The sequence below is a fragment of the Synechococcus sp. R65.1 genome (assembly GCF_047461755.1).
GTDB lineage: Bacteria > Cyanobacteriota > Cyanobacteriia > Thermostichales > Thermostichaceae > Thermostichus.
In genome coordinates this window covers 59,827-86,159 of the sequence record NZ_JANSHU010000001.1, presented here as the reverse complement: position 1 = coordinate 86,159, position 26,333 = coordinate 59,827, and the positions used below count along the sequence as shown (strand labels likewise).

Below are 26,333 nucleotides of genomic sequence, written 5' to 3'. Positions count from 1 at the left end.
GCGGATCTGTTTGCTTCCACTGCCCACGCCAAGGGCCTGGAGCTGGCAGTGCTCATGCCGCCGGAAGTGCCGCGCTACCTGCGGGGAGATGCCTCGCGACTACGGCAAATCCTCAACAATTTGGTAAGCAACGCCATTAAGTTCACCCACCGAGGAGAGGTGGTGATCCAAGCAGAGGTGCTGCAAGAAACCGCTACCCATGCCCACCTCAAGCTCTCGGTGAGAGATACCGGGATCGGGATCCCGGCGGCGGCGCAGAGCAAGCTGTTTCAACCGTTTAGCCAGGTGGATGCCTCTACTACCCGCAAATACGGAGGTACGGGACTGGGCTTGGCCATCTGCAAACAACTGACAGAACTGATGGGGGGAACCATCTCGTTGCAAAGCCAGGAGGGACAGGGCAGCACCTTCAGCGTTGAGCTGACCCTGGAGCGGCAGCCCTATGCCCAGCAGCTTTCCCAGCCTTCTGCTCGGGTCCCGGTGGATTTGCAGGGCAAGCGACTGTTGGTGGTGGACGACAATGCCACCAATCGCAAGATCCTGCGCTGCCAGGCCACGGCTTGGGGAATGGTGGTGGAAGAGGCCGAAAATGCCTATCAGGCCATGGACAAACTGCGCCAAGCCGTTCGCGAGGGCAGACCCTTCCCCCTGGCCGTTTTGGATATGCAAATGCCAGAGGTGGATGGGGAGACCCTGGGCCGTTGGATCAAAGCCGACCCGGAACTGTCCCAGACGCAACTGGTGATGATGACTTCACTGGGAGTGGGGGAGCACTCCCGCCGCACCGCCGAGATTGGCTTTGCCGCCTACTTGGTTAAGCCGGTAAAACAAAGCCGCCTGCAGGAAGCGCTGGTCATGGCGCTGGGCAAATCCTCTGGCCTGGCCACTTCGCTGCTATCTATGAGCACTGCCTCTTCTCAAAGTGCGCCCTCACCCAGCCGTCCCCAGCAATCCCTGCGCATTCTGCTGGCAGAAGACAACCCCGTCAACCAGAAGGTGGCCCTGCGCCAGCTCCAGAGCTTGGGCTACTTGGCGGATGTGGTGGCCAACGGCCAAGAAGTGTTGGATCTGCTGGAGCAAGTCAAGTACGACCTCGTTTTCATGGATTGCCAAATGCCAGTAATGGATGGCTACGAGGCCACGCGCCGTCTGCGCCAGCGGGAGCAGGGATCTGGCCACCACACCGTGGTGATTGCCATCACGGCCAACGCTATGCACGAGGATCGGGAGCGCTGCCTGCAAGCAGGGATGGACGACTATCTCAGTAAGCCGGTGCTAAAGGAGGATTTGGAGAGAGTGATCAACTACTGGAGCCGCCAGATCGCCTCCTCCGCACTAGGAGCAGCCAATGGGCCTACCTCCGAGGTGGCTTCGCCCGCTCCGCCTTCTCCTAAGGGTGCCAGCGGCAACTCTGATCCCACGCTGCCCTATCCCATCGACTCGGCTTGCTTGGAGCGGGTTACGGGCGGCGACAGCCAGTTTCAGCGGGAGCTGCTGCAGGTGTTCGTCCAGGATTGCCAGAACCAGTTGCCGCGGCTGCGCCAAGCCGTTGCAGCGGGTAATGCTGAAGACTTGAGGAAAATTGCCCACCGCCTCAAGGGAGCCAGCGCCAACGTGGGGGCCCATGCCTTTTCTCAAGCAGCCCGCGAGCTCGAGCACCTGGGGGTGCAACTGGCCCAGCAGGGATCCCTGGACAGTGCTGCACCAGAATGGGCCAGGGCTTCCCAGGGCCTAGAGGAGCTGGAGCGCATCCTAGCCGACATTTGCCAGTACTTGCAGAATTTGTAGGGGGTAGAGCCTCAGCAAAGCAAAAGCTCGGCTGCCAGCCGAGCAGAAAGGGTCTGTGCCAGGGCTTGGGATTACATCAGGCCGATTTGAGAGAGGATCCCTTGGCCCGTGAGCAGCTCGGTCAAAACGCCGATTACAAAGCCCAGCATCGCCAGCCGGCCATTCCATTTTTCGGCAAAGGGCGTAAAGCCAAACTTAGCTTCTTGGTTTTCCATGGCTGTAACTCCATCAGTAGGTGACATTCCCAATGTGGCTCAGATATTAAAAAGTGTCAAGTTTTGTGTCGAGAGCTAACAAGCCGCAGGCAGTGGATCCCTAGCTGCTTTTGACGGCAGTCCAGACAGCGTCAACCAGACGTAGCTGCTCCTGCGACAGCACTTTGAGGTACTTTAGCCTGGCAAAGGTCGTCTCATCGGGATAGATAGCTGGGTTTTGGCGATCCCGGGGGTTGATCCTGGGTAGGGCAGCAGCGTTGGGGGTGGCAAAGCGGTTGTAGTTGCTCAGTTGGGCGCCAATTTCCGGCTCCAGAATGAAGTTGATGAAGCGGTTGGCCAGCTCTGGGTTAGGAGCTTTGGCAGGGATAGCCATCACGTCAAGCCAAATGTGGGCGCCCTCGCGGGGGACAAAGTAGCCAATGTTGGGATTTTCTTCGGCAGCTTGCAGGGCATCGCCGCTGTAGACAACCGCCACGTTGGCTGTTCCGGAGACCAGTTGATTTTTGCCGCCCACCCCGCCAATGAGACCGGCGCTGCGGCGTTTGGCTTGAATCAACAGCTCCTGAATCTGCTGCAGCTCTGCGGGAACGGTAGTACTGGGGTCAAAGCCCAGGTAGAAGGCGGCAGCCGCAAGCATAGAGCGCATCTCGTCGATCATCACAAAGGGGCCGTACTGCTGCTTAGGATCAAAGATCAGCCCCCAGGAACGCTCAAAGTTTTCCGGCAGGCGGTCTTTGCGGTAGCCAATGCCGGTGGTGCCCCACTGGTAGGGAACGGTGTAGGTGTTTTCTGGGTCAAAGGGCAAGCCGACAAACTTCTCGTCCAGGTTGCGGAGATTGGGAATGAGGTTTTTGTTGAGAGGCTGCAGCAGGCCCAGCTCCACCATGTTGGGCACAACGTAGTCGGTGGGCACGACAATGTCGTACTGGCTGACGCCGCCCCCCCGCAGCTTGGCAATCATGTCCTCGTTGGACTCGTACACACTCACCACTACGCGGCTGTTAGTGGCTTTCTCAAAGGCCGTGAGAATGGCTGGGTCAATGTATTCCGACCAGATGTAGAGTTGGAGGGTTGGTTTTCGGGCAGCAGTTCCTAAGCGCCAAAAGAAAAGTAGGGCCAGTAGACAGCAGAGCAAAGCAACGGCCGTGGCAATTCTCTTTTTCATGGGCATTTTCAAACCTAGTGGAGCTGGACGTCGCCCTTACACCTAGCCATGGATCTGGAGCGATCCTGTCCGGCCAACTGCGGTTCAAACCCCTGCTCTAGCCTACCACCTGGACTTCCCCGTTGCTGTTCTCCCCAACCAAGAAGAGCAACTGATATAGCCGCTGCTGCTCGGCAGGGTTACAGTAACGCTGTTGCTGCGCGGGCCAATCTTGGAGAGCCAGCTTCTGTTGTTCCTGCAGCCAGTTCTGCAAGCTTGAGTCGGCAGGTAGCTGGGCCTGGAGAACTTGCAAGTCATTAAAGCGGCCCAACTGTTCCTGCAGACGCTTGAGGGCCTTCACCCAGCTTTGGAGGGTCTCTCCGTAGAAGGGGGCAAAAAACTCTAGCTGGTAGCGCAGGCGTTTGGTGGCTTTGCGCAGGTCATGCAGTTGTTCAGCCTGAGCTTCGGTTTCGGGGAAGGCTGGGATCCGCCAACCCGGCTGCAGGAACCACGCCGCTACTAGCGGCGCCAAAAGATGGGGCAAGCTCTCCTGCACAGGAAGCTGGGCCGCAGGCCGGTAGCGAGGAGAAACCAGCCACTCTTCGCAAGCAGCCTGGAACTTCAGGAAGTCCTCCTCTGCCAGAATGCGGCGGGAGTGTTTCTCGGCTTGAGCTTGGCGCCGCTGCAGCTTTTCCTTCAGCTTCTCTAGCTCCGCCTGCTGGTCTGCCGGGATCCCTTGCCAACAGGGCTCGTGGAGGATTTCTAGCAACACGTCCAGATCCCGCTGCTGGCCTAGCGTCTTGATCAACTTTCGCAAACGTTTGGGCCTGAGCGGCTTGGGCAGGCGCAGGGATCCCTGAAACACTTCCGCCCAGGTGCCGATGCGGCGCAAGCTCACCCGGATCTGATGAAGGGATTCTGCCGCCTCCGGGTGGTGCTTGAGCACTCTCCCCACATGCTTCTGCAGCCGCTGCCATTGCTGGCTCAGCAGTTGGTGGGCCAAAGCAGCTAGCGGGGGCAAGCTCGAAGACGAGAGCAAGAGTGACTCCGAGGACTCCGTCTTGCCGAGGCTCTCAGTTTTCGATTCAGCAGCAATGATGTCCACCGCAAGTCTCCTCTACCCACGACAACAACTCTAAGGAGCGGCAAAACCCCCTTGCCCTAGGCAGGCTAGCCTAGCTTGAGCCGCTCCCTGCTCCCCCCTTTTTAACCAAATCTTAACCTTTATCCCTGGGACAGCGTCTAGGGCCTTGGGACTGCTGTCAGCAGGCGAGGCTTGACCACCGACCAGATGCGGGCAGCCACCTCCAGGGGGGATCCCCCGGCGTCAATGCGGACAATCCGCTGCGGCTCGGCAGCGGCCAGAGCTTGGAAGCCCTGGTGGACGCGGCGGTGAAACTCCAGGCGCTCCTGTTCGAGCCTGTCGGCAAGCCCGGTTCGCGCCAGCGGGCCGGAGGCCTTTCTCGCTAGCCCCACCTCTGGCGGGAGATCCAGCCATAGGGTGAGATGCGGCTGCAGACCGCCAGTGGCCAAGTGGTTAAGCTGGCGAACCTGCTGCAAATCCAGCCCCCGTCCGTAGCCCTGGTAGGCCAGGGTGGAATCGGTGAAGCGGTCGCAAACCACCACCTGGCCGGCTGCCAAAGCCGGAAGAATACACTTTTGCACATGCTCAGCCCGGTCTGCCGCGTACAGAAACAACTCAGCCAGCGGCGTCAGGGGATCCCCATGCAACAAGATCTCCCGCAGCGCCCGGCCCAGCGCCGTCCCTCCCGGCTCGCGGGTACACAGACAGGGATAGCCCGCCTGGCAAAGCTGCTGCGCAAGCAGGGCTTGCTGGGTAGTTTTACCTACCCCCTCCCCACCTTCTAGGGTGATGAACACCTCTCCATCCCTGGCCGAAGGACTAGCGCAGCTCAAGCTGCGGCTGCAAGTCAAAGGAGTGGCCTGGCACCATCACGTACACATCGGGGATGTTGGTGGGCTGCAGGTTTTGCAGGGCCAGCCCTTCGAGGTTGGAACGCAGGGCGTTGTTGATAGTGGTTTCCAATTGGGACAAAACCTGCGCCTTGTCGCCTTGGGCAGCCAAGCCGGGAAACTGGCTGTAGAGGGCGCGGGCTAAGCTACTGGCCAAGGGAAGCTGGATGAGGGTGAGGTTGGAGCCCCCCAGTTGGGGGCCCAGGGTGTTGGCCCGTCCGCGGATGCCCAAGGCCTGCAGGGCATTGGCCGTTTGGCTGACGGGAATGGTGCAGGTATCCACTTTGTAGATGGGCACCGAGGCCACGGTGAGGGCAGAGACACTGGTGAGTTGGACCACGGTAAAGGAGGCGGTGCCGTTGTAGGCAAAGCAAAAATCCCGAAAAGCCGCCGGCACATTGGCAGCGCGAATGGGGCGCTCATCGTCAAAGCCGCCCGACTCGGCAAAGATGTTGCGGATGGCAAACCCTCCGAAAAAAGCCAGCAGGGCCACCACCAGCAAAGCCGTCAGATCCGAGGAGGAGATCCCCCCTGAAGATCTGCCTCTGCGGCCTCCCCCTCCATATCCTCCTCTTCCCCCGTAGCTGGAGGTGGAGCCATCGTCACCCCTGTAGGAGCTGGCATAGGCGGAAGAGCGGGCGGATCCCTCAAAGCCCCGGTTGCTAGAGACAAGGCGCCGGGGAACCAAGGCTTGTCCAGCAGAGCCGGGCCGAGAGGACGCCGTCCCCCTGACGCGATCAGCAGCCCGCGAAGATCCAGCAGCAGCTTCTCGGCCTGGGGTGGCCCTCTCTTTAGCCTCCTCCGCTGGCAGCGCGCGCCTGGCAAGAGGAGCGGCGGACGCCTTCCCGTCGTTCTGGGCCTCTTCATCCTCCAGCCAGTCTTCCGCACTTTCCTCAGAGGGGCCAGGACCTTCCTCCGGCAGGGGAGGTGGGGAACGCCGGCCTTGGGACTCCGAGCTGCTGGGAGCGGAGGCATTCCCCTGGCCGCTAGCAGCCGTTGCGTCTGGAAAACGGTCTGGATCGCGCTCCTCAGAGAAGGTCATTCTTCAGGCTCCCAACGCAAGACTGCCACTCCCATCTTCCTAGACCGAGTTGGACTTGCAGCCCTTTCTCCAAGCTAGCCTAGACGGCGCTCCAGGATAAGCAACTGCTCCTTGAGAGCCCTCAAGGCCTGGCCGCGGTGGCTGACGGCTTCTTTTTGCGTTGGGCTCATCTCAGCAAAAGTCAGCCCCACCTCTGGCACCCAGAAGAGCGGGTCGTAGCCAAACCCCCCCTCTCCCCGGGGCTGGGTCAAGATTTCCCCGTGGCAGAGAGCCTCTACCAGTGCCTGCACCTGGCCCTGGGGATCCACTACAGCGATGGCGCAGTGGAAGGTAGCTTGGCGGTTGGAGATCCCTTCCATCTCCCGCAGCAGTCGCTGAATGCGGGCGGCATCGTCAGGGGCATAGCGGGCCGAATGAACCCCAGGGGCACCCCCCAGGGCTGCCACCGCCAGGCCAGAGTCATCGGCAATGGCCCACTCCCCCAGAGCCGTTGCTACGGCCTTGGCTTTGAGAAGGGCATTTTCGACAAACGTGCTGCCGCTTTCCTCCACTTCTATCGCTGCCGGCAGGGGACGCAACTCCCACCGGGGAGCATGGGCCTGGAAAAAGGCGTGGAACTCCCGCCATTTACCGGGGTTGCTGCTGGCCAGAACTAGGGAACGGGGCATGGGGAGTGAAACTCATCTGGCTCCGCTATCTTAGCCGAGCGCTTGGCTGCAATCTGCAGGGCTACCCTCTCTGGCCGTTAAGCCCGCGCTCTCTGCTTCTCAGTGGATCTCCAAAAGCATGTTGTGCAAGGCTGTGTTGATGACGAGGGTAGATCCCCACCGTTCTACCTTTCCCCCATCCCAGTGCATGTGGCCGCAGATGTAGTAGCGCGGCTGGAGCAGATCCAAAAGGGGACGCAGAGTAGGCATGCGGCGGTGGTACCACTTGCCCCCTTCGTCCAACAAGCCCCGCGGCGGCGCGTGGCTAAGCAGCAGGTCAATGCGATGCGGCAGTTGGCTGTAAAGGGCAAGTAGCTCTTGCAGGTGACTGCGGGTAAGCGTCCAGCTCCAGCCGCAGGGAGGCGTCCAGGGCACTGCCAGCACCTGCAGCCCTAGCCACTCAAAGCAACAGGACTGGGTAATGGCCTGTCCCCAATTGCCGGCCAGGGCCTCCAACACTGTGGCGGCTGGGTCGTGGTTGCCGGGCAGAAAGAGCCAGGGCTTGCCTAGCCCATCCACTGCCGCCAGAAAAGACTGCAGCTGGGCTACCTCGGCTGGGGCTGCCGGATGAAAGCCTTGGGTGGCGTTGCGGGAGGGCTTGCCGGCCTTGGAGCAGAAATCGCCGCAGTTGATGTAGCCATCCACCTGCGGCAGATAAGCCAGGGCCTGCCGGATCAGCCGGTCGTTGCCGTGGTAGTCAGAGCCAAGCAGCAGTTTAAGCCCCATAGCGCAGCAGCGGCGTTGGGGATCCCTGAAGCAGAGCAGCCACCTGCTCCCAGGAGCTGCGGTACCAGGCCCGTTGGGCCTCCAGCTCTTCTTCCAGGGATCCCGTTGGACCAAACTCAGGGCAAGCATGCCCCAACGAACGCAGGCCCGCCACCAGGAGCGCTGGCGACAGCCACCACTGCTGGCTTAGGCGCAACAGATCCACCTGGGGATAGGTTTGCAGGTAGTGGCGCAGTTGCCGTTGTAGGGTGGCCGCGGAGGGTAGGGGCACGGTCTGCTGATGCACGGCAATGAGCGGCGCTTCGCCAGAAAGGCAGTGGAGCAGCCACTTGAGGTGCTCCAAAGAGGGGGGCCAGCTCCACAGCCACAATTGGTCGTAGCGGCGGCCCGCCTGGGGGCGGTCGTAGTCAAGAGTCAGCGGAGAGCGCCGCTCAGGTGCCAGAACCAAGGTGGGACGGCGAAAGCCGTAGAAGAGGATGGTTCCCTGCGCCTGGGGCAGGAGGTCAGAAAAGCGGTCCACAACCTGCCACCGCAGCGGTCGGATGAGAGGCGGAGCAGGGCGGTAGAGAAGAAGGGGGGAGAGATCCCTTCTCTGTTGGGAGGGGGAGGATTTTCCGGGACTAGCCGCTTGGGCAGGCCGGATCCCGAGAATTTCCAGCTCTAGTTGGGTCTCGTCTTCCCACCGCCTGGCTTTGAGGGTGTAGGCAACATCAATCCGCTCGGGCAGGGGATAGGCTGCGGCCCCTCGCCAGACAGTGGCCCAAAGGGGACGGCGGCGGGCCCTGGCTCCCAGGGGGGAGCGGCAGGACTCAGGGGGATCCTGCAGCAGCAGCTTCAAGTGGCTGGGGGCATCCTCGGCTGAGGAAACACCGCCCACAGCCCCAGGTCGGGGGCCAAATCGCTGCTGTTGCAACACCTGCAGGTTGCGGCTACAGAAGACCGGCTCCGGGTTGCCGATACCGCAGGGCTGGAGGCGCTGCAACTCTTGATAGAGGTCAAGAGTGAGGTCAGCTAGCGCCACCTCCAGGTCAATCTGCACCAGGGGCCGGATTTGTTCTGGCTGCAGGCGCTGTTGGGCCAATTGCCGCAGCCGCTTTTCCAAAAGGGGCCAGTTCTCTGCTTTTAGGCTAAAGCCGCCGGCGGCTGGGTGGCCGCCATGCTTAGTAAACAGATCTTTGCAGAACTCCAGGGCCTGGAACACGTCGAACTCCGGGATCCCCTGCCGCGCCGAGCCAGTAATCTCCCCCTGGCGCGACTGGCTGCCGATAAATACTGGACAGCCAAAGCGCTCCGCCAGCCGCGCGGCCACCAGGCCAATGACCCCTTTGTGCCAGCGCTGCTGGGGGGTTCCCAAAAGGATTAACACCCGCTCCTGCGGCAGATCCCACCCTCGCTGGGCAATCTGCTCCAAAGCCTCGGCCTCGATGCGGCTGCACATCTCCTGCCGCACCTGGTTGAGGCGTTCACAGCGGCGGGCAAGTTTCTCCGCCTGCTGGGGATCGTCGGTGGTCAGCAGTTGAATCCCCATTGCCGGTCGGCCAATTCGCCCAATGGCGTTGATGCGGGGCCCCAAGCCAAACCCTACCCACTCTGGCCGCAGCTCCTCCGGGGATCCCGTCATTCCCATCACCGCCAAGAGGGCGCGGATCCCGGCCACCTGGGAAGTGGGCAAAAGGGCTAGCCCCTGCTGCACCCAGAGGCGGTTTACCCCTGTCAGAGGGGCCAAATCGGCAATGGTGCCCACTGTACACAGCTCCAGCGCCACTCGCCCTAGCCGTTCATCGCCGCGGCGCTCCGCCAAGGCCTGGGCCAGTAGGTAGGCCACCCCCACCCCGGCCATTCCCCGGTAGGGAGACGACTCTGGGAGCTGCTTGGGGTTGAGGATGGCGTCGGCAGGGGGCAATTGGGAGGGCAGATCGTGGTGATCGGTCACGATCACCGCCAGCCCCAGCTCTTTGGCTAAACGGATGGGCTCGTGGGCAGCGATGCCGTTGTCTACGGTGAGGATAAGGCGCACCCCTTCGCGGTGCAGCTCCTGCACCATGCGGCTGTTAAGGCCATAGCCCTCCGTAAGGCGGCTGGGAATGCGGTAAACCACCGGCGTGCCCCGCAGCGCCCGCAGCAGCAGGGCTGTGCTGGTCATGCCGTCGGCATCGTAGTCGCCGCAGATGGCGATGGGCTCCTGCTGGCGCAGGGCTTTCTCCAACAGCTCTACCGCCAGGGGCAGGTCGGCGAAGTCCCGGCTGGGCGGCGGCAGGCAGGAGGGATCCGGCTGCAGGTAGTGGCGAACCTCGGCAGGGCTGCGGAGGCCGCGGTTGAGCAGGATCTGAGCCAGCAGAGGCGAAATCCCCACCGCCTCCGCCAACTGGCGCGCCCTTGGCTGGTCCTCAGGCTGGAGTAGCCAGCGCTGCTCGAGGATTGCCGCCATCGCCGGAGTTAGATAGCCAAATGGCAGTGCTACAGTGAGCCTAGAGATCCTTTTTGAGCTTACTTCAAAACGCTCCTCCGCTGGCTGGCTGCCGATGTACTCTCTCCTACTTACCTACAGCCTCAACCCCCTGAGGGGACTGAAGCTGCTGGTCCGAGCCTCTGAGCAGGCGTCCCTGGGGAGTTTGGCGCGTCAGCTCTGGAGATCCCGGCAAGGGGGGCCGCGTCTTCAGATTGCGCTAGGCCGCCTGGTGCCCGAGCAAACCAAGCCCCTTTCCCCCTGGGAGGTGCTGCTGCGCTCGCAGTTTTTCATCGCCCTCGAAGCTGCTTGGCCAGATTCCTCTCTGCCAGCTCTTCCCTCTGGCCAGGGATCCGCTATTCAGCTTGCCCGCTACACGGAAGGCTCCCAACCCTACAAGACTGAGATTATTCGCTTTTCCCTAGGAGGATCCCCTGCCCCTGCTGCCCCGCGTCGCTACAGCTACCGTCGCCGTCGCTTCTAGGGAGTGCAGGCAGCAAGCGTTGCCAAATCCTCCTCACTATACTGGAGGTAGACCTCATTGCGCTTCTCCTGTGAACGCTGGGCTGCGCCACTGCCGCCAAAGGAGAGACCAACCGTGGGCTAGGTGGGGGGGAGAGACTAGTCTCTTGCCTAGCAGGGCTTGGCCAAGGCTGACAATGGCGGCTTGGTGGGGCAGCTCCCTGGTGGCTAGTCTCCTTGCCTTGCCGCCTGCCTTTGCCCTAATCCGTTACCAAGTCCATGTCCTGGCTGAGCGACCAGAAGCCTTAGCTCAGGTGCGCAGGCAGGTGCCGGATGCCTATTTTGTGCAGGGGGATGGCCAGGTCTTCATTCTGGCGGGAACGTTTGTCAACCGCAGCCACGCCCAACGCCGCCAGGCCGAGTTGGAACAGCTAGGGCTGCCCGTGCGGGTGGTGAGCCGCCAAGACAGGGATCCACCCCTGCCGCCGGCCTTTCTTGCCCCGCCAACGGCTCCCCCTTTCGACCCGCAGCGGCCCTTTGCCACCCAAGTGCCCAACCCCAGCAGAGATCCACGGCTGGAGGAGCGGGTGCGCCGCTTCTTTCCCCAGGCTATAGAGGTGCGTTACCGCGGCCAGCCTGCCCTACAGACGGGGACTTTCTCTCGCCTATCACTGGCGCAGGAACAGGCCCGTTGGCTGACTGCTCAGGGCTTGCCGGCAGTGGTCGTGTCGCTGGCAGAAGAGAATGCCGCTTCACCACCTGAGGAGCCTGCCCAAGGGGAACGCTATTGGGTGTTGGTGGCCGATCCCAGCGGCGAGAAATTGGCTGCTTTGGAGCACCTGCTGCCGGGATCCCTGCCCCTAATCTACGACAGCCGGCGGGTTGTGCGCACCGGCGGCTTTGCCGATCTGGCAACGGCCAGCGAGCAAGTGCGTTACCTAGCTAGCCACGGCTACGAGGCAGGGATCTTTCCCGCTGACCTGCGCCGCTCCCAACCTATCCTGGTTCGGGATTCTCCTCCCTCCTTGCCTGAGGCTAGCTCGGCCGGGTTTTGGGTGGTGGTTCAGGCTGGCGAAGAGGCGCTGCCCAAGGTGCGGCAGTTTGCGCCCGATGCCTTTGTGCGCGGCTCAGTGATTCAGGTGGGCACCTACCGGCAGCGGGCCAATGCCGAACGAGCGCGGCGCAGCCTAGCCGAGGCGGGGTTTGATGCCCGCATTTTGCCGGTGAAGTAAATGCTCCCCCTTCAGGCCTGCCGTGCCGTGAGAGGGAGACAGGGGTGGAGTCCTAGCGAGCCTGCTTGGCCTGTTGCAGCGTCTGCTCAAACACTTCCAAAGGCTGAGCCCCCGAGAAGGCAATGCCGTTCAAGATGAAATGGGGGGTACCGCTGATGCCCAGTTGAGAGGCCAGATCCATGTCTCGCTGTACAGCCCGCTCTGCCGCCCGGCTGCGCCGATCCCGATTGAACTTCTCCACGTTCAAGCCCAGCTTTTGGGCTGTAGCTACGTAAAACTCCTCCCCTAGCTGGGACTGGTTGGCAAACAGCTCGTCGTGGAACTCCCAAAACTTGCCCTGGCGGTGAGCAGCCCAAGCGGCGCGCGCTGCCGCCATCGCCTCAGGGTGAATGCTGGTCAAGGGCAGGTGCTTGTACACCAAGGTTACCTCGTCCCCATGTCTAGCCATGAACTCCTTCAGAGTCTGATGGGCACGGGCACAGAAGGGACACTGAAAGTCGGAAAACTCCACCAAAACTAGCCGCAAGGACTCGGAGCCGGTTCTGGGGGAATCGCCAATGACAGCGCGGGGGTTCTGCCGCAACTGCCGGCCAAACTCTTCTGCTAGCTTCTGCTGTTGCCGCTGCTGCTCTTCATACTGCCGCTGCTGGTACTCCTGCACGGCCTCCAGGATCACCTGCGGATTCTTGCGGATGATCTCCAGCACCTGCTTCTCCAGGTCTGCCGGAGCTGCAAAGACAACAGGTGCCGTGCCGCTCATTCCCAGCCAAACTAGGAGCATGCCGAGCAGGCCGAGCTTGGCCAGCCCTTGTCCCCACCTGCCAAAAGCCCTCGCCAGACTTCCCATCCCAACTCCCCCTCGAGTACAAGCTTTTATTAGGCTAAGCCCAGGCAGCAGCCCTGTCTACCACCCCTTTGGGGGGTTAGGAGTGGGTGGCTTGCAAAAGCTGCTCCTTGATCCGCTGCAACTGGCTGGCCCAGCGGGGATCCGGCTCAACAGCCTCTTTTGCCTCAGGGCCCGCCTTGACACGCTGGCGCTGCTTCTTGCCTGAGGCGGACTTTTCCCCTGCCGTTTTGGAACCTTTGGCCGGTTCCCGGGCGGAGTCCTTGGCGGGGGAAGGGGAGACTGCTGCTTTGGCTTCGGCACCTTCCCGTTTCTCGCGCGGCTGGGCAAGTTCAATGCGCAAGTTGACGTCGCCAAAGCTGTGGCCGTTGAATTTCTCGATATACTGCTGCGCCTGTTCCTCAGTGCTTACCGTAACAAAACCAAAGCCGCGGCACTTGCCGGTCTTCCGATCCCGAATGACCTTGGTGGAAATGACCTCACCTGCAGATCTGAAGAGCTTCTCCAGGGCCTCGCGATCTACCTCTGCCGGCAGATTTCCAACGTACAGACGAACGGGCATAAAACCGTGAAGCTCCTTAGCGAGAGGACAGAAGTCCAGCCTGCACAGGGCCAATCCAGAAGCGCCGCATAAGGCCACCTTTTAAAAATTTACCTCAACTTTTAGCCAAAAAAGTTAAGACAACCGAGCTGGTCAAGGGGATCCCTTCTAGGCTAAGCCGGTAACGTTTAAGCGATCCCGATGCAGGAAGGGACGGGCCTGAGGGCCGGTATAGTCAGCTACAAGATGGCCTCGCCCCCGCAGTTGGTAGCGGTAGGTTACTAGGCCTTCCAAGCCTACCGGGCCCCGGGGTGGCAGCTTTTGGGTGCTAATGCCCACTTCTGCCCCAAAGCCGTAGCGAAAGCCATCGGCAAAGCGGGTGGAGGCGTTGTGAAAGACCCCTGCTGCGTCCACTTCGTCGAGAAAGCGCTGGGCAGCGACGGCATCTTCGGTCACGATGGCCTCGGTGTGCCGGGATCCGTACCGTTGAATGTGGGCAATGGCCTCGTCGAGGGAATCGACCATTTTAATGGCTAGAATCAAGTCGGCGTACTCAGTGCTCCAGTCAGCTTCAGTGGCCGGGATCAGATCGGGCACCAGCTCGCGGCAGCGGGGATCCCCGCGCAACTCTACCCCTTTCTCGCGCAGCGCTTGCACGGCCAGAGGCAAAAACCGGGGAGCAATCTCTGCATGGACTAGCAGGGTCTCGATGGCGTTGCAGGCGGCAGGGTACTGGGTTTTGCTATCTAGGGTTAGCCTCACCGCCATGTCCACATCAGCAGCCCGATCCACGTACAGGTGGCACAGCCCATCCGCATGGCCCAGAACCGGGATGCGGGTATTCTCCATAATGTAGCGGACAAAGCTGCTGGAGCCGCGGGGAATGATTAGGTCCACCAGACCTTCCAGTTGCAGCAGCTCTTTAATCTCCTCGCGACGGGTGAGCAACTGCAAAGATCCCCTAGGAAAGTCGGGAACTTGCCGCAGCCCCGCCTGCAGCGCGGCCATCAACGCTTGGCAGGAGCAGAGCGCCTCCGATCCGCCTTTAAGCAGGACGCTGTTGCCCGTCTTTACCGCTAGGGCAGCAATTTGCACCAGGGCGTCGGGCCGCGACTCAAAGATGACGCCTAGCACTCCCAGGGGATAGGTGCGCCGCTCCAGCACCAGCCCCTCGTCCAGCTCGCGGATGAGGAGGGATCGCCCTACCGGGTCGGGCAGCCGCCTCACCTGCTGGACTCCAGCTACCATCTCGGCCAACTTGTGGGCATCCAACTTTAAGCGGGCATAGGCTGCAGCCGACAACTCCCCCCTTTTAACCTGCTCCGCTGCCCGCTCCAGATCTTCCCGATTGGCCGCTAGGATGGCCTCTTGCTGTTCCAGCAAAGCTGTGGCCATGGCCTCGAGAGCCGCATCCCGAATCTCGGTGGGCAAGGTGGCTGTGCGCTGGGCGGCAGCTCGAGCCGTCTGCACCTGGACTAGCAGGGAGGAGTTGGCAGTTCTTGCAGGAGCTCCAGGAGACATGGGCAGAGAGGCAACAAAACCCAACCCAAAAGGCTACAAAAAGTTCCAATCTAATGGGATCCTGGGAGCAGCCTTGCCAGAATCCCTATGCTAGCTTGGGCAAAACTGGGCAGCACTCTCAGCAGCCTATCAGAATTTGGGCACTGCTAGCTGCCCCTAGAGGAGCCTAGTCTGGCAAAACCCAGCCCATCTTCAACCAGTACCGTGTTTTCCAGGAGAGCCGATGAGAAAACGTGGGTTTGTGGTGAGTGCAACGGCTGCCGTGGTTACAGCCGTGTCGTTGGTTGGCGTGCAGCTATCCATGCCAGGTTGGGCGGGGTTTCGCCGGGATCCCAAAGAAGTGGTGGACGAAGTTTGGCAGATCGTCAATCGGGAGTACGTCGATCCTTCCTTTAACTCCGTCGACTGGGAAGCGGTGCGCCGCGAGCTGCTCAGCAGAGAATATGCCACCCGCGAGGAGGCCTACAAGGCCATTCGCGAGGCCCTCAAGAAGCTCAACGATCCCTACACCCGCTTCTTGGATCCGGAGCAGTTTGCCAGCATGCAGATCGACACCTCGGGGGAGCTGACTGGCGTGGGGATCACGCTGGGTGTGGATCAGGAGACCAATGAGCTGGTTGTGATCTCGCCAATTGAGGGATCCCCTGCCGATCGCGCTGGGATCAAGTCCAAGGACGTTATCGTGCGTATCGACGACCGATCCACCGAGGGCATGGACACCAATACTGCCGTCAGCCTCATTCGCGGTGAGCCAGGCACCCGGGTGCGGCTAACCATTCGCCGCGAGGGAGAAGGGCTGAAGGTGTTTGACTTGGTGCGGGAGAGAATTGAGCTAGCTACAGTACGCCACGAGGCTCGCAAAGAAAATGGCCTGCTCATTGGCTATATCCGCATCACCCAATTTTCCGGCAACGCCGCCGAAAAGGTGCGCCAGGCCATTCGCGACCTAGAAAAACAAGGGGTGGCTGGCTACGTGCTGGATCTACGGGCCAATCCTGGGGGGCTGCTCCACGCCAGTGCCGAAATTGCGCGCCTGTGGATCAATCGGGGGAGCATTGTCTCGACGGTGAATCGGCAAGGGGAGCAGGATCGCCTTGTGGCCAACAACAGCGCCCTCACCGACAAGCCTTTGGCCGTCTTGGTGGATGGGGGTTCTGCCAGCGCCAGCGAGATCCTCTCCGGCGCCTTGCAAGATAACCGGCGCGCTGTGATCGTTGGCACGCCAACCTTTGGCAAGGGCCTGGTGCAGTCGGTGCATCCCCTCTCCGACGGGTCGGGGTTGGCAGTCACCATTGCCCGCTACCGCACTCCCAAGGGCACCGAGATTGACCAAAAGGGTATCACTCCCGACATTGTGGTGGAGCTGTCGGAAGCAGATCTGAAGCGCCTCAGCAAGAACCGCGAACTGGTAGCCACTGCCGCTGATCCGCAGTATGCGGCTGCCATTCGCGCCCTCCAGGCCCAAATTGCGGCCCGCCGGCAACAGGCTTCCAGCGTCGTTCGTTCCTCTTCTCGGTAGGCGGTGCTAACCCTAGGTGGGAAAGGCTTTATCGTCGGCAGGCAGAGTAGGCGAGGATGGCAGGATCCATGAATTTGAACTTGGCCGGACGGGATCTGCTCAAACTCAGCGACCTGAGCCCGGCGGAGCTGTCGGCCTTGCTGGCCCAAGCGGCAGAACTGAAGCGGGATCCCTACCGGGCAGACCTGCGGGGTCGAGTGCTGGGACTGCTATTTCAGAAGGCTTCCACCCGTACCCGGGTTAGCTTTACCGTTGCCATGGCCCAGTGCGGGGGCAGCACCCTGGACTTGGTGCCAGCGGCAATGCAAATAAGCCGCGGCGAGCCCCTGTCGGATACAGCCCGCGTCCTCTCCCGCTACTTGGACGCCATTGCCATTCGCACCTACGACCAGCGGGAGCTGGAGCTCTTTGCCGAGTATGCCGAGATCCCCGTGATCAACGCCCTCACGGATCAGTTTCACCCCTGCCAAGTTTTGGCCGATCTGCTCACCATTCAGGAAAACTTCGGGCAACTGGCAGGCCTGACCTTGGCCTATTGTGGCGACGGCAACAATGTTGCCCATTCCCTCCTGCTGGGCTGTGCTCTAAGCGGGATCCACATCCGCGTTGCCACACCCCCTGGCTACGAGCCGGATGCGGCAGTGGTGGCAGAAGCGCAGGCCTTGGCCCAGGGATCGCAGGTGCTGGTTGTGCGGGATCCCTACGAAGCCGTTGCGGGAGCCCAGGTGGTCTATACCGACGTCTGGGCCAGCATGGGCCAAGAGGATCAGGCGGCAGCCCGCAAAGCCCACTTCCTGCCCTACCAGGTCAATGCCGAGCTCATGAAACACGCAGATCCGGAGGCAATTGTGCTCCACTGCCTGCCCGCCCACCGGGAGGAGGAGATTACTGCCGAGGTTTTGGAGGGATCCCAGTCCCGCGTTTGGGATCAGGCGGAAAATCGCCTTCACGTGCAAAAGGCGCTGCTAATCCAACTGCTGGGAGCAGGGTGAGGATCCTCACCCCCAGCTTGAAGAGGGGGTCAGCGGTTGTTGGGGCGGCGGGCAGCGATCGCCAGGCTGACGTTGGGCAGCCGCTGCAGAGCATCCATGACCTCCACCACCTTGCCGTGGGAGAGGGCCAAGTCAGCGTTGATGACCACTAAGCGCCGCCCTTCAGCCGGCTTCTCGGCCAGAATACGTTCCACCGCGGGGATCAGGGCACCAAGATTGGCAATTTTCTGCCGGTTGACAGCAATTTGGCCTTCGGCCGTGATGCTCACGGTAACGTCTGGCTGACGGCGGGCTTCGGCTGTGGAGGCCTCTGGCAAGTTGACATCGAGCGCCTCTGAGCGGGTAAGCACTAGGCTGGCGATGACGAAAAACACCAAGATCGAGAAGATGACATCGATTAAGGGCACGATGTTGATCTCGGCGGGCCTGAAGTTCTCCTCTGGGATGCGCATAGGCTAGGAGGGCTCAAGCGGGGAGTAGGGAGGAAGAGTGGAGCTGGGGCCGGGCTTGGCGTAGGAATACTGGGGAAGCTGCTGGGCTTGCATCTCTAGCCGCTGCCGATGCAGCAACTCCAGCTCGCCGCCGTACTCCTGGATCTTGGAGAGTTGCCGCAGGTACAGAGAGCGAAAGACATTGGAGATCAGCAAGGTGGGAATAGCCACGATCAACCCGAAAGCCGTCGAGTAGAGGGCTTCGGCGATGCCTTGTCCCACCCCCTGCGTATTGGTGCCGCCAATATCCCCCAGTTGGATGGAGCTGAGGATTTGGATGATGCCGGTAACCGTGCCCAAGAGGCCTAGGAAGGGAGCAACGGTAATCACCGTGTCAAAGAGAGTGTTGAAGCGCTTTAGTAGCGGCACTTCGGCTGCCAGGGCTGTCTCAAGGGCCAGTTTAAAATCCTCAGGGCTGGCTTCGTTGAGCTCCAGGGCAGCCAAAAAGATGCGCGCAATGGGCAGGTCGGCATTTTGCTCCAGCAGGTACTGGGCGGCCCTGGGGTTGCGGCGGTACTGGCTGAGGGCTTGCCGCACCACCTCCTCCTGCCGATGGGTAACCTTCCACCAGAACAAGGCCCGCTCGAGGCAACAAGCCACCGAGAGAACTGAGAAGGCCAACAGGGGGATGGAGTAGTACCAACCCTGGATCAGAAGCTGCAGGACTCTCGCCATAGGATCCGGATGACCCCCTCCCAGCAGCACCTCACGCTCATCCTGTCATAGCACTTTCCCGCTAGAGCTGGGAGCCCTTTTTGCCCACTTGGGGTTGCTTTTTAGGACAAGCTGCTGATTTTCTGGCAAGGGCGCTATCCTATGGCGTGGAAATGGCGTGGAATCCAGAGGCCACCAGCGTATCTACCGACAACCTATGCCTACTCAGCCCTTCCCCCCTTTGGCCCTCCTCAGTGTCTCTGATAAAACCGGCCTTGTCCCCCTGGCTGAGGCGCTTGTCCAGGAGCACGGCTTTCAACTCCTCAGCAGCGGCGGTACGGCCAAGGTGCTCTCTGAAGCTGGGATCCCGGTTACCCCCATCTCGGCCCACACCGGTGCGCGGGAGATTCTGGGGGGACGGGTGAAAACGCTGCACCCCCGCATCTACGGCGGCATTTTGGCTCGCCTGGAGCGCCGCGAAGACCGGGCAGACTTGGAGGCGCTGGGGATCCCGCCCATCCAACTGGTGGTGGTCAACTTCTACCCTTTCGAGCAGACGGTGGCTCAACCCGGAGTGGCTCTGGAGGAGGCTTTGGAGCAGATTGACATCGGCGGGCCGACGTTAGTGCGGGCAGCGGCCAAAAATTATCCCTATGTTACGGTGCTCACGGATCCCAGCCAGTACCCTCAGTATTTGCAACTGCTCTCTAGCTCCTCCAGCGAGGCGGAACGGCTGGCCTTTCGCTTCCAGTGTGCCCGCCGCGCCTTTGAGCGGGTCTTAGCTTACGACCGCGCCATCGTCAACTACCTGGCCCGCTCAGAGCTGTCCCAACCCTCTCAACCTCCAGCTTCTGCAGGCGCTGCTGAACAGGTTTTTCACCTGCAAGGGATCCCGTGGCAACGCCTGCGCTACGGGGAAAACCCCCACCAGGCTGCCACCTGGTATGTGGTGGATGCGGCTGCCCCTGGCTGGCATCGAGCCAAGCAGTTACAGGGGAAAGAGCTAAGCTACAACAACCTGCTGGATCTGGAAGCGGCCCGCGCCCTAGCGGCAGAACTGAGCATAGGACTTGCCAACGGCTCTAAGCCAGCGGTAGCGGTGGTTGTCAAGCACAACAACCCCTGTGGGGTAGCCGTTCGCCCAACCCTAGCTGCCGCTCTGGAGGCTGCTTTGGCTGCCGATCCCGTTTCCGCCTTCGGGGGCATCGTTGCCCTCAACCAAACCTTGGATGCGGAAACCGCCCGGCAGCTGGCGGAGCCTTTTTTGGAGTGCGTGGTCGTCCCGGGCTGCACGCCTGAGGCAGCTGAGCAGCTGGCGGCCAAAAAGAACTTGCGGCTTTTGGTTCTGCCGGACTTTGAGGTGGGGCCAGCCCAAACCGTTCGTACCTTGGCCGGCGGCTTTCTGGTGCAAGAGGCCGACCGGCTGCAGGGATCCGTTCGCCAACCCTCCTGGCAGGTGGTGACCGAGCGCCAGCCTACCCCCGAGGAGTGGGCGGATCTGGAGTTTGCCTGGATAGTCTGCAAACACGTGAAATCCAACGCCATCGTCGTTGCTCGCCAGGGGCAAACCCTCGGCATTGGAGCAGGCCAGATGAACCGGGTGGGGGCCGTCGAGCTTGCCCTTCGCCAGGCCGGTCCACGGGCCGCGGGAGCGGTTTTGGCCAGCGACGGCTTCTTCCCCTTTGCCGACAGTGTCGAGGCGGCAGCCCGCGCTGGGATCCGCGCCATGATTCAGCCGGGAGGCAGCATCCGCGATGCCGACTCCATTGCCGCCGCCAATGCTGCGGGTATCGCCATGGTCTGCACCGGCATCCGTCACTTTTGGCACTGAGGTCAAGAGCTCAGGGCAGACCCCAGGCTCTGGCCCGCTCTGCCAGCCAGCCCTCGGCACGCAGGTTTTCTAGCTCGCGGCGCACCCGCAGCCGCAATTCAGCGTGCTCTAGCCCTTTGGGCATGGCAATGCCCAGCCCCACCGCCCCCAAGGGGGATCCCAAGAACTGAAACTGGGGGTGCTCCGCCAGCCACCCGGCCAGCACCGACCGGTCTGCTGTCCAGGCCTGCACCGATCCTTTCAAGAGCAACTCCGCCCCTTCCTGATAGGAATCCACCGGCACCAACTCGACCCCTGGAAGGTAGCGATTGAGGTGAGGAATAGCGGCAGATCCGCGCAGGACGGCAACGCGAGCGCCGCGTAGCTCCGACCAGCTTGTCCAGTTCTGGGAGCGGGCCACCACCAAGCTGGGGCCATCCTGATAGTAGGCAGAGGTAAACTCCACCTGGCGGGCCCGATCCGGCGTGATGCCAATCTGGGCAATGGCCAGGTCCACCTCCCCCGCGGCCACTGCCTGCAGCCGCTCCACGTTGGCCACCGGCACCAGCTCCACCGCCTCTCTTGACCCCAGGAGCCGGGATCCCAGCTCGCGGGCTAGCTCAATCTCAAACCCCTGCAGCTTGCCCTCGGGATCGCGAAAGCCCAGCGGCCTCAAGTTGTCTTTGACCGCAACTCGCAACTGTCCCGAACGGACAATCTCCGGCCAAGGGCGGGCGGCGGCAGGGCTCCCCCTTCCCAGGCACAAAGCCAAGCTGGCCGCCAAGCAAGATTTCTGGATTGCCGCGGCCAACGGAGACCAGGATCCCATTCCCCCTAGGAAGCGCGGGACTGGCGGGCTGCTTCCACCACCTGGGTAAAGGCCTCGGGGTCCAGGAAAGCCAGGCGGGCCAGCATTTTGCGGTTGAGCTGGATATTGGCTTTTTTGAGGCCGTCGATGAATTCGCTGTAGCGCAGGCCCTGGGCGCGGGTGGCCGCATTGATGCGGGCAATCCAGAGGCGGCGGAAATCCCGCTTCTTGCGGCGGCGATCCCGGTAGGCGCTGCGCAGGGCTTTCATCACCTGCTGGTTAGCCGTGCGGAACAGCTTGGAGCCAGCTCCGCGGAAGCCTTTGGCCAGCTTGAGGATCTTCTTGCGACGCTTGCGAGCAACGTTGCCGCGTTTAACTCTCATAGCAGTAACCCAATACCGGCAAGTACACCTTGCAATTGACAAGCCCAAAGACTTTTGGCTGGGCCGCAACCGGTGAGGACCTAGTGGGCGTTGGGCAGCATCAGGCGCACGTTGGCCAGATCCTGTTTGCTCACCAGGGCCACGCCAGCCAACTTGCGTTTGCGGTTGCTGGTTTTGTGCTCGAGCAAGTGGTTGTGCCCCGCCCGGCGGCGCATAAACTTGCCGTTGCCGGTGAGGCGAAAGCGTTTTGCAGCGGCTTTGCGAGTTTTGATTTTGGGCATGGGAGTGAGCTGGAGCAAAGTCACAGCCTTCCAGCATAGGGTAGAAAGGCCTGGGGGAGCAAGTTTTCTCCGCGACTCAGTGGCGAGGGCGCTCAAAAACCGTTCTCTTGCGGCTCCAACAGCAGCACTTGCCAGCGCAGCAACTGCTGTAGCTGCGACCAGCTTAGGGGAGAGGCTAGGCTCTCTTGAATGGCTTGGACGGTGCGGATCCCGTCTACCTGCTGCAGGAAGGCAAAGGCCTCCTCGCTTAGGGAAATGGCCTCGTAGGCGTAGTTGAAAATGCTCCGCCCCGGCCACAGGCCCAGGCAGGGACTGAGGTGGGCCACAGCCGAGGCCACAGCTTCTGGACTGGTCCATTCCCAGCGGGGGAGGGGGGGCCTGCCAAGAAACAGCTCGTAGTGGGCCACCACCGGGTCCAGCAGCTCAATCAAGCGGTAGCGCTCCAGCTCCGGCAGTTGAGCCGCCTGGGCCAGGAGGGCCTCGTCCTGCCCCAACACCCGTTCCAGCCGCCAGAACTCGGGGTTGGAAAAGCGCAGAAACTGCAGCCCTGAAGCCCGAATGAGCTCAAACAGGGTCTCAATGTTGTAGTCCACCTCCTGCGGGTGCAGGTACATGTCAGCAAAGCATTCGTCGTCCACGTTCTCGAGGGCCCAGCGGGCCTGTTCCTGCTGCTGGATGCGGTTGCTTGCTGGCAGGATCTCGAAAAGGCGGCGACCTACCTGGAGGCCCTTTTGCAGTTGCTCGGGGGAGGCGAGAGGTTGGTGTTCGGAGCCGGTGACCAAGAGGCGAATGGCCTTCTGCATCAGGCGAATCTCATGGCGGCCCAGCTCGCCGTAGACAAACAAATGCAGGATCCCGCCAGGAGCTAGTTTGCTCGCCAAAGCCTGCAGCCCCGCCACCGGGTCCGGCAAGTGGTGGAGCATGCCCACGCAGTTGATGAAGTCGAACTGCCCTGGCAGCCGGTCGATGTCGTAAACGTTGAGCTGGCAAAACTGCACTGGCGGCGCCTGGGAAGCCCGACAGCGAGCCTCGGCAATTTCAAGGGCGCGGCTACTTAGGTCAAAAGCCCAAATTTCGGCGTCGGGATTCTGGTGGGCGATATACTCCGTCCCTACTCCGGAGCCGCAGCCGGCATCCAAGATGCGCACCTTGCGCCGGCCCGGATGGGATCCCGTGCAAAAGGCATAGGCCTGGGGCCAACTCCAGCGCCAGTTCCACCCCGGCGGGGGAACAGTGCCGATGGGCTGCGGTGGGAAAGGGTAGAGCTCGTAGAGCTGCCGCACTTGCTGGAGGATCTCTTCTGCACTGCGGGAGGAGGGCTGCATAGGCGCTGTCGGGTTAAGCTGGACCTCAAGACTCCAGAGACGATATCCCCCTGCAGTTTAAATGGTTGTCCGCTCCTCTCACCTTTTGCAAACCGGCCTGACTTTCGATTGGATCAAGCTGACGGCTGAGCTGAAAAAGGTTTTGGATCCCAAGCGGGTGATTAGCAAGCCGGAGGAGCTGCTGGTCTACGAATGCGACGGGCTGACCAGCTACCGGCAAAGGCCGGCTCTGGTGGTATTGCCGCGCACAACAGAAGAGGTGGCCCAGGTGGTAAAGCTGTGCAGCCGCTACGGGGTGCCCTTTGTGGCGCGGGGATCCGGCACTGGGCTATCGGGGGGAGCGCTGCCTGTGGAAAACAGCGTCATCATCGCTACCACCCTGATGAAGCAAATCCTGGAAATCGACTTGGAGAACCGCTGCATGGTGGTGCAGCCGGGGGTGATTAACGCCTGGATTACCCAGGCAGTGGCTGCCCAAGGCTATTTCTATGCCCCGGATCCCTCTAGCCAGTCAGTTTGCTCCATCGGCGGCAATGTGGCGGAAAACTCCGGCGGCGTCCACTGCCTCAAATACGGTGTAACAGCCAATCACATTCTCGGCCTGACGGTGGTGCTGCCGGATGGGGAGGTGGTGCGCTGGGGGGGCAAGATCCCGGAGATGCCCGGCTACAACTGGGTGGGCCTGTTTGTCGGCTCCGAGGGCACCCTGGGGATTGCTACCGAGATTACCCTGCGCTTGCTCAAGGCGCCGGCCCAGGTGCAGGTTTTGCTGGCGGATTTTAACAGTGTCGAGGCAGCAGGAGCTGCCGTTTCCGACATCATCGCCGCCGGGATCATCCCTGCTGGCCTGGAGATCATGGACAACTTCAGCATCAACGCCGTTGAGGATGTGGTGCAGTCGGGCTGCTACCCACGGGATGCGGCGGCCATCTTGCTGGTGGAGGTGGACGGCCTGGAGCTGGAGGTGGAGGAAGCCAGCCAGCAGGTAAAGGCCCTGTGCCTAAAAAACGGGGCGCGCCAGGTGCAAGTTGCCTCCAGCCCAGAAGAGCGGGCGCGTCTGTGGAAGGGGCGCAAGGCAGCCTTTGCCGCCATGGGCAAGCTCAGCCCCAACTACTACGTCCAAGATGGGGTGATCCCCCGCAGCCAGCTAGCCTATGTCCTGAAGGAAATCGAGCGCCTCAGCCGCGAGTACGGCCACCCGGTGGCCAACGTGTTTCATGCCGGCGACGGCAATCTGCACCCCTTAATCCTCTACGACGAGTCGGTGCCGGGATCCCTAGAGCAGGTGGAAAAACTGGGGGGCGAGATCCTCAAGCTCTGCGTGCGTCTGGGGGGCAGCATTTCTGGCGAGCACGGCATCGGTGCCGACAAGCGCTGCTACATGTCGGAGATGTTTACGCCCACAGACTTGGAGAGCATGCAGTGGGTGCGGCAGGTGTTCGACCCGCAGCGCCTCGCTAACCCTGACAAGATCTTTCCCACTCCCCGCACCTGCGGCGAGGCAGCCCACGCCCACCGGCAACCGGAATGGCAAGGGATCCCCGTTTTCTAGCTAACCTGTCGCTGCTGCTGCAGCTCGGCAAAGGCCTGGGCAAAGTCTTCCTGGCGGATGACCAGAGCCTTGGGATCCACCTCCTCAGAGGTGGCCCGGTGGCGGCGGATGGCAGCGATGGCGGCGCGGTTGCTCAATAGAGCAAGATCGGCCCCACTCCAGCCTTCCGTGCGCTCGGCCCACACCTCCAGATCCACATCTGGCCCTAGGGGCCGCCTGCGGTTGTGCACGGCCAGGATTTCCCGCCGTGCGGCGCGGTCCGGCAGTTCCACGCTTAGGTGCAGCTCCAGCCGGCCAGCGCGGGTGAGGGCGGGATCCAAACTGGCTTTGCGATTGGTGGCAGCCACCACCAAGACTCCCTGGCTGGGGCGGATCCCATCCAGTTCGGCCAGCAGTTGGCCCAGGACGCGGTCGCTGACGCCGCTATCTCCGGAGTAACTGCCCCGCGCCGGCGCCAGGGTGTCGATCTCGTCGATGAAAATCACGCAAGGAGCGCACTGGCGGGCACGGGCAAAGAGTTCCCGCACCGCCTGCTCGGAGGATCCCACCCACTTGCTCAAGAGCTCTGGGCCGGAGACGGCAATGAAGTTGGCCTTGGCCTGGGAGGCGATGGCCTTGGCCAAGAGGGTTTTACCCGTGCCGGGCGGCCCGCTGAGGAGGATCCCTTTGGGCGCATGGGCCTGGGCCTGCTCGTAGAGCTCTGGGTGCAGCAGGGATCCCTCAATGGCCTCCTGCAGCACCTGCTTGGCCCGCTCCAGGCCGCCAATTTGATCCCAGCTCACCTGGGGCGACTCGACTTCCACTGAGCGCAACACCGCCGGCTTCACCTGTTGCAGAGCTTCCTGAAAGTCCGCTGCCGTTACTTTCAGGGATTCTGGGATAGGGGATTCCAGATCCGGCACCTGGCGCCGTAAGGCCGCATAGGCCGCCGCCTGGCACAGGCCGCGCAGATCTGCCCCCACAAAGCCCAGCGTTTGCTCTGCCAGGCTATCCAAATCCACATCCTCTGCTAGGGGCATGCTGCGAGTGTGAATGGCGAGAATTTCCCGCCGCCCCTCCCGATCCGGCACCTTGAAGACGATCTCGCGGTCAAAGCGCCCCGGTCGCCGCAGGGCCGGATCCAGGGCTTCGGGTCGGTTGGTAGCCGCTAGCACAACAATGCCTTTTTGGGCCACAAACCCGTCCATTAGCCCCAGCAGCTGGGCCACCAGGCGTTTCTCCACCTCCCCCTCGACGGTGCTGCGGTTGGGCACAAGGGCGTCAATTTCGTCGATAAACACCAGGCAAGGGGCAGACTTAGCCGCTCTCTCAAACAGCTGCCGCAGGCGTGCCTCCGCCTCGCCGTAGTACTTGCCCATTAGCTCCGGGCCAACCACGGCAATGTAGTTCACCCCCAGACTCTCGGCCAGGGCGCGGGCCGTCAGGGTCTTGCCAGTGCCAGGGGGGCCAACCAACAACACCCCCCGGGGCGGCTCTAGCCCCAACTTGGCCAGTAGCTCGGGCCGCTTGAGGGGGATCTCCACCAGCTCCCGCAAGGCTTGGAGTTGCTCCTTGAGTCCCCCCACGTCCTTGAGGCGCAGCCCCGACCTCGACTCTGGGCGCTCAGCGGAGATTGGCCCACTAGCCTCGGGGGCTTCCTGGAAGCAGGTTGCAGCCATCCCCTGGAGCTTGCTGCTCCAGCCGGGATCCCCTGTCTGGAAGTGGCGGGGGATAGAACCAGAGCGAGGGATGGAGGTCGATAGAGGCCGGGTCTGGAGGCGGACCTCAGTTCGCAGTTCTCCACTTTGTTTTTTCTCCTCCAGCTTTTGGGCCAGCTCGATCAGCTGCTCTATGCCCTGGATAAAGTTGCTGAGATCCACCATAGCCGGGCTTTCCC

25 protein-coding genes are annotated in these 26,333 nt (G+C 61.9%); 7 read left to right on the top strand and 18 right to left on the bottom strand.

All coding sequences use genetic code 11. From position 1 onward, the window contains the following. The coding region (locus NW814_RS00455) for a response regulator (protein ID WP_414404774.1) at nucleotides 1–1,788 on the top strand (1,788 nt) is incomplete at its 5' end. Between the two features lie 71 nt (nucleotides 1,789–1,859). Here the strand turns inward: NW814_RS00455 and NW814_RS00450 are convergent. The 8 genes from NW814_RS00450 to recJ form a co-directional block, all read right to left on the bottom strand. Next, nucleotides 1,860–2,003 carry a high light inducible protein gene (locus tag NW814_RS00450; protein WP_414346668.1) on the bottom strand — a complete coding sequence of 48 codons (144 nt, stop codon included), beginning with the start codon at nucleotides 2,001–2,003 and terminating at the stop codon, nucleotides 1,860–1,862. A gap of 100 nt (nucleotides 2,004–2,103) precedes the next feature. Continuing rightward, nucleotides 2,104–3,174, bottom strand: a complete 1,071-nt coding sequence (locus NW814_RS00445) for a spermidine/putrescine ABC transporter substrate-binding protein (RefSeq protein WP_414404773.1) — start codon at nucleotides 3,172–3,174, stop codon at nucleotides 2,104–2,106. Between the two features lie 91 nt (nucleotides 3,175–3,265). Continuing rightward, nucleotides 3,266–4,252: a CHAD domain-containing protein gene (locus NW814_RS00440; RefSeq protein WP_414404772.1), complete on the bottom strand. Its 987-nt coding sequence runs from the start codon at nucleotides 4,250–4,252 to the stop codon at nucleotides 3,266–3,268. A 137-nt stretch (nucleotides 4,253–4,389) separates the two neighbouring features. After that, nucleotides 4,390–5,028 carry a dTMP kinase gene (gene tmk / locus NW814_RS00435; protein ID WP_414404771.1) on the bottom strand — a complete coding sequence of 213 codons (639 nt, stop codon included), beginning with the start codon at nucleotides 5,026–5,028 and terminating at the stop codon, nucleotides 4,390–4,392. Nucleotides 5,029–5,050: 22 nt separating this feature from the next. Further along, nucleotides 5,051–6,163: a hypothetical protein gene (locus NW814_RS00430; RefSeq protein ID WP_414404770.1), complete on the bottom strand. Its 1,113-nt coding sequence runs from the start codon at nucleotides 6,161–6,163 to the stop codon at nucleotides 5,051–5,053. Between the two features lie 74 nt (nucleotides 6,164–6,237). Further along, nucleotides 6,238–6,831, bottom strand: coding sequence for an RdgB/HAM1 family non-canonical purine NTP pyrophosphatase (rdgB, locus tag NW814_RS00425; RefSeq protein ID WP_414404769.1), 594 nt, complete (start codon nucleotides 6,829–6,831; stop codon nucleotides 6,238–6,240). A gap of 99 nt (nucleotides 6,832–6,930) precedes the next feature. Continuing rightward, a complete protein-coding gene (locus NW814_RS00420) occupies nucleotides 6,931–7,596 on the bottom strand; it encodes a metallophosphoesterase family protein (protein WP_414394360.1) in 666 nt (221 codons plus the stop codon). Further along, nucleotides 7,586–10,024, bottom strand: a complete 2,439-nt coding sequence (gene recJ / locus NW814_RS00415) for a single-stranded-DNA-specific exonuclease RecJ (RefSeq protein ID WP_414404768.1) — start codon at nucleotides 10,022–10,024, stop codon at nucleotides 7,586–7,588. Before recJ ends, NW814_RS00420 begins: the two co-directional genes overlap by 11 nt. A 94-nt stretch (nucleotides 10,025–10,118) precedes the next feature. Here recJ and NW814_RS00410 point away from each other — a divergent pair, with 94 nt between their 5' ends. After that, entirely contained in the window at nucleotides 10,119–10,526 is a 408-nt protein-coding gene (locus tag NW814_RS00410; protein ID WP_414404767.1) for a hypothetical protein, read from the top strand. A gap of 202 nt (nucleotides 10,527–10,728) precedes the next feature. After that, nucleotides 10,729–11,736 (top strand): SPOR domain-containing protein, encoded by a 1,008-nt coding sequence (locus NW814_RS00405; protein ID WP_414404766.1) that lies wholly within the window; start codon nucleotides 10,729–10,731, stop codon nucleotides 11,734–11,736. A gap of 52 nt (nucleotides 11,737–11,788) precedes the next feature. Here NW814_RS00405 and NW814_RS00400 read toward each other — a convergent pair whose 3' ends face one another. The 3 genes from NW814_RS00400 to NW814_RS00390 form a co-directional block, all read right to left on the bottom strand. Then, nucleotides 11,789–12,583 (bottom strand): DsbA family protein, encoded by a 795-nt coding sequence (locus tag NW814_RS00400; protein ID WP_414404765.1) that lies wholly within the window; start codon nucleotides 12,581–12,583, stop codon nucleotides 11,789–11,791. A 76-nt stretch (nucleotides 12,584–12,659) separates the two neighbouring features. Further along, nucleotides 12,660–13,142, bottom strand: coding sequence for an RNA recognition motif domain-containing protein (locus NW814_RS00395; RefSeq protein WP_414404764.1), 483 nt, complete (start codon nucleotides 13,140–13,142; stop codon nucleotides 12,660–12,662). A gap of 147 nt (nucleotides 13,143–13,289) precedes the next feature. Beyond that, nucleotides 13,290–14,642, bottom strand: a complete 1,353-nt coding sequence (locus NW814_RS00390; RefSeq protein WP_414404763.1) for a glutamate-5-semialdehyde dehydrogenase — start codon at nucleotides 14,640–14,642, stop codon at nucleotides 13,290–13,292. 223 nt (nucleotides 14,643–14,865) lie between these two features. Here NW814_RS00390 and ctpC point away from each other — a divergent pair, with 223 nt between their 5' ends. Continuing rightward, nucleotides 14,866–16,161 carry a carboxyl-terminal processing protease CtpC gene (gene ctpC, locus NW814_RS00385; protein WP_414404762.1) on the top strand — a complete coding sequence of 432 codons (1,296 nt, stop codon included), beginning with the start codon at nucleotides 14,866–14,868 and terminating at the stop codon, nucleotides 16,159–16,161. A gap of 74 nt (nucleotides 16,162–16,235) precedes the next feature. Continuing rightward, nucleotides 16,236–17,153, top strand: a complete 918-nt coding sequence (gene argF, locus NW814_RS00380) for an ornithine carbamoyltransferase (RefSeq protein WP_414404950.1) — start codon at nucleotides 16,236–16,238, stop codon at nucleotides 17,151–17,153. 29 nt (nucleotides 17,154–17,182) lie between these two features. Here the strand turns inward: argF and NW814_RS00375 are convergent, their stop codons facing one another. Together NW814_RS00375 and NW814_RS00370 are read right to left on the bottom strand one after the other, a co-directional pair. Beyond that, nucleotides 17,183–17,605: an ExbD/TolR family protein gene (locus tag NW814_RS00375; RefSeq protein WP_414404761.1), complete on the bottom strand. Its 423-nt coding sequence runs from the start codon at nucleotides 17,603–17,605 to the stop codon at nucleotides 17,183–17,185. A 3-nt stretch (nucleotides 17,606–17,608) separates the two neighbouring features. Beyond that, nucleotides 17,609–18,295: a MotA/TolQ/ExbB proton channel family protein gene (locus NW814_RS00370; RefSeq protein ID WP_414404949.1), complete on the bottom strand. Its 687-nt coding sequence runs from the start codon at nucleotides 18,293–18,295 to the stop codon at nucleotides 17,609–17,611. Between the two features lie 220 nt (nucleotides 18,296–18,515). Here NW814_RS00370 and purH point away from each other — a divergent pair, with 220 nt between their 5' ends. Next, on the top strand, nucleotides 18,516–20,129 hold the full coding sequence (gene purH, locus NW814_RS00365; RefSeq protein ID WP_414404760.1) for a bifunctional phosphoribosylaminoimidazolecarboxamide formyltransferase/IMP cyclohydrolase: 1,614 nt from the start codon (nucleotides 18,516–18,518) through the stop codon (nucleotides 20,127–20,129). A 10-nt stretch (nucleotides 20,130–20,139) separates the two neighbouring features. Here the strand turns inward: purH and NW814_RS00360 are convergent, their stop codons facing one another. From NW814_RS00360 to NW814_RS00345, 4 genes are all read right to left on the bottom strand, one after another. Next, nucleotides 20,140–20,937, bottom strand: coding sequence for a transporter substrate-binding domain-containing protein (locus NW814_RS00360; protein WP_414404759.1), 798 nt, complete (start codon nucleotides 20,935–20,937; stop codon nucleotides 20,140–20,142). Between the two features lie 5 nt (nucleotides 20,938–20,942). Next, nucleotides 20,943–21,299: a 50S ribosomal protein L20 gene (gene rplT, locus NW814_RS00355; protein ID WP_414404758.1), complete on the bottom strand. Its 357-nt coding sequence runs from the start codon at nucleotides 21,297–21,299 to the stop codon at nucleotides 20,943–20,945. Between the two features lie 80 nt (nucleotides 21,300–21,379). After that, complete coding sequence (gene rpmI, locus NW814_RS00350; protein ID WP_414395125.1) at nucleotides 21,380–21,580, bottom strand: 50S ribosomal protein L35; 201 nt, start codon at nucleotides 21,578–21,580, stop codon at nucleotides 21,380–21,382. A 92-nt stretch (nucleotides 21,581–21,672) separates the two neighbouring features. After that, nucleotides 21,673–22,905 (bottom strand): class I SAM-dependent methyltransferase, encoded by a 1,233-nt coding sequence (locus NW814_RS00345; RefSeq protein ID WP_414404757.1) that lies wholly within the window; start codon nucleotides 22,903–22,905, stop codon nucleotides 21,673–21,675. Nucleotides 22,906–22,966: 61 nt separating this feature from the next. Here NW814_RS00345 and glcD point away from each other — a divergent pair, with 61 nt between their 5' ends. After that, nucleotides 22,967–24,457, top strand: coding sequence for a glycolate oxidase subunit GlcD (gene glcD / locus NW814_RS00340; protein ID WP_414404756.1), 1,491 nt, complete (start codon nucleotides 22,967–22,969; stop codon nucleotides 24,455–24,457). Here glcD and NW814_RS00335 read toward each other — a convergent pair. Continuing rightward, nucleotides 24,454–26,319 (bottom strand): AAA family ATPase, encoded by a 1,866-nt coding sequence (locus NW814_RS00335; RefSeq protein WP_414404755.1) that lies wholly within the window; start codon nucleotides 26,317–26,319, stop codon nucleotides 24,454–24,456. The genes glcD and NW814_RS00335 overlap by 4 nt on opposite strands. Between the last annotated feature and the right edge of the window lie 14 nt (nucleotides 26,320–26,333).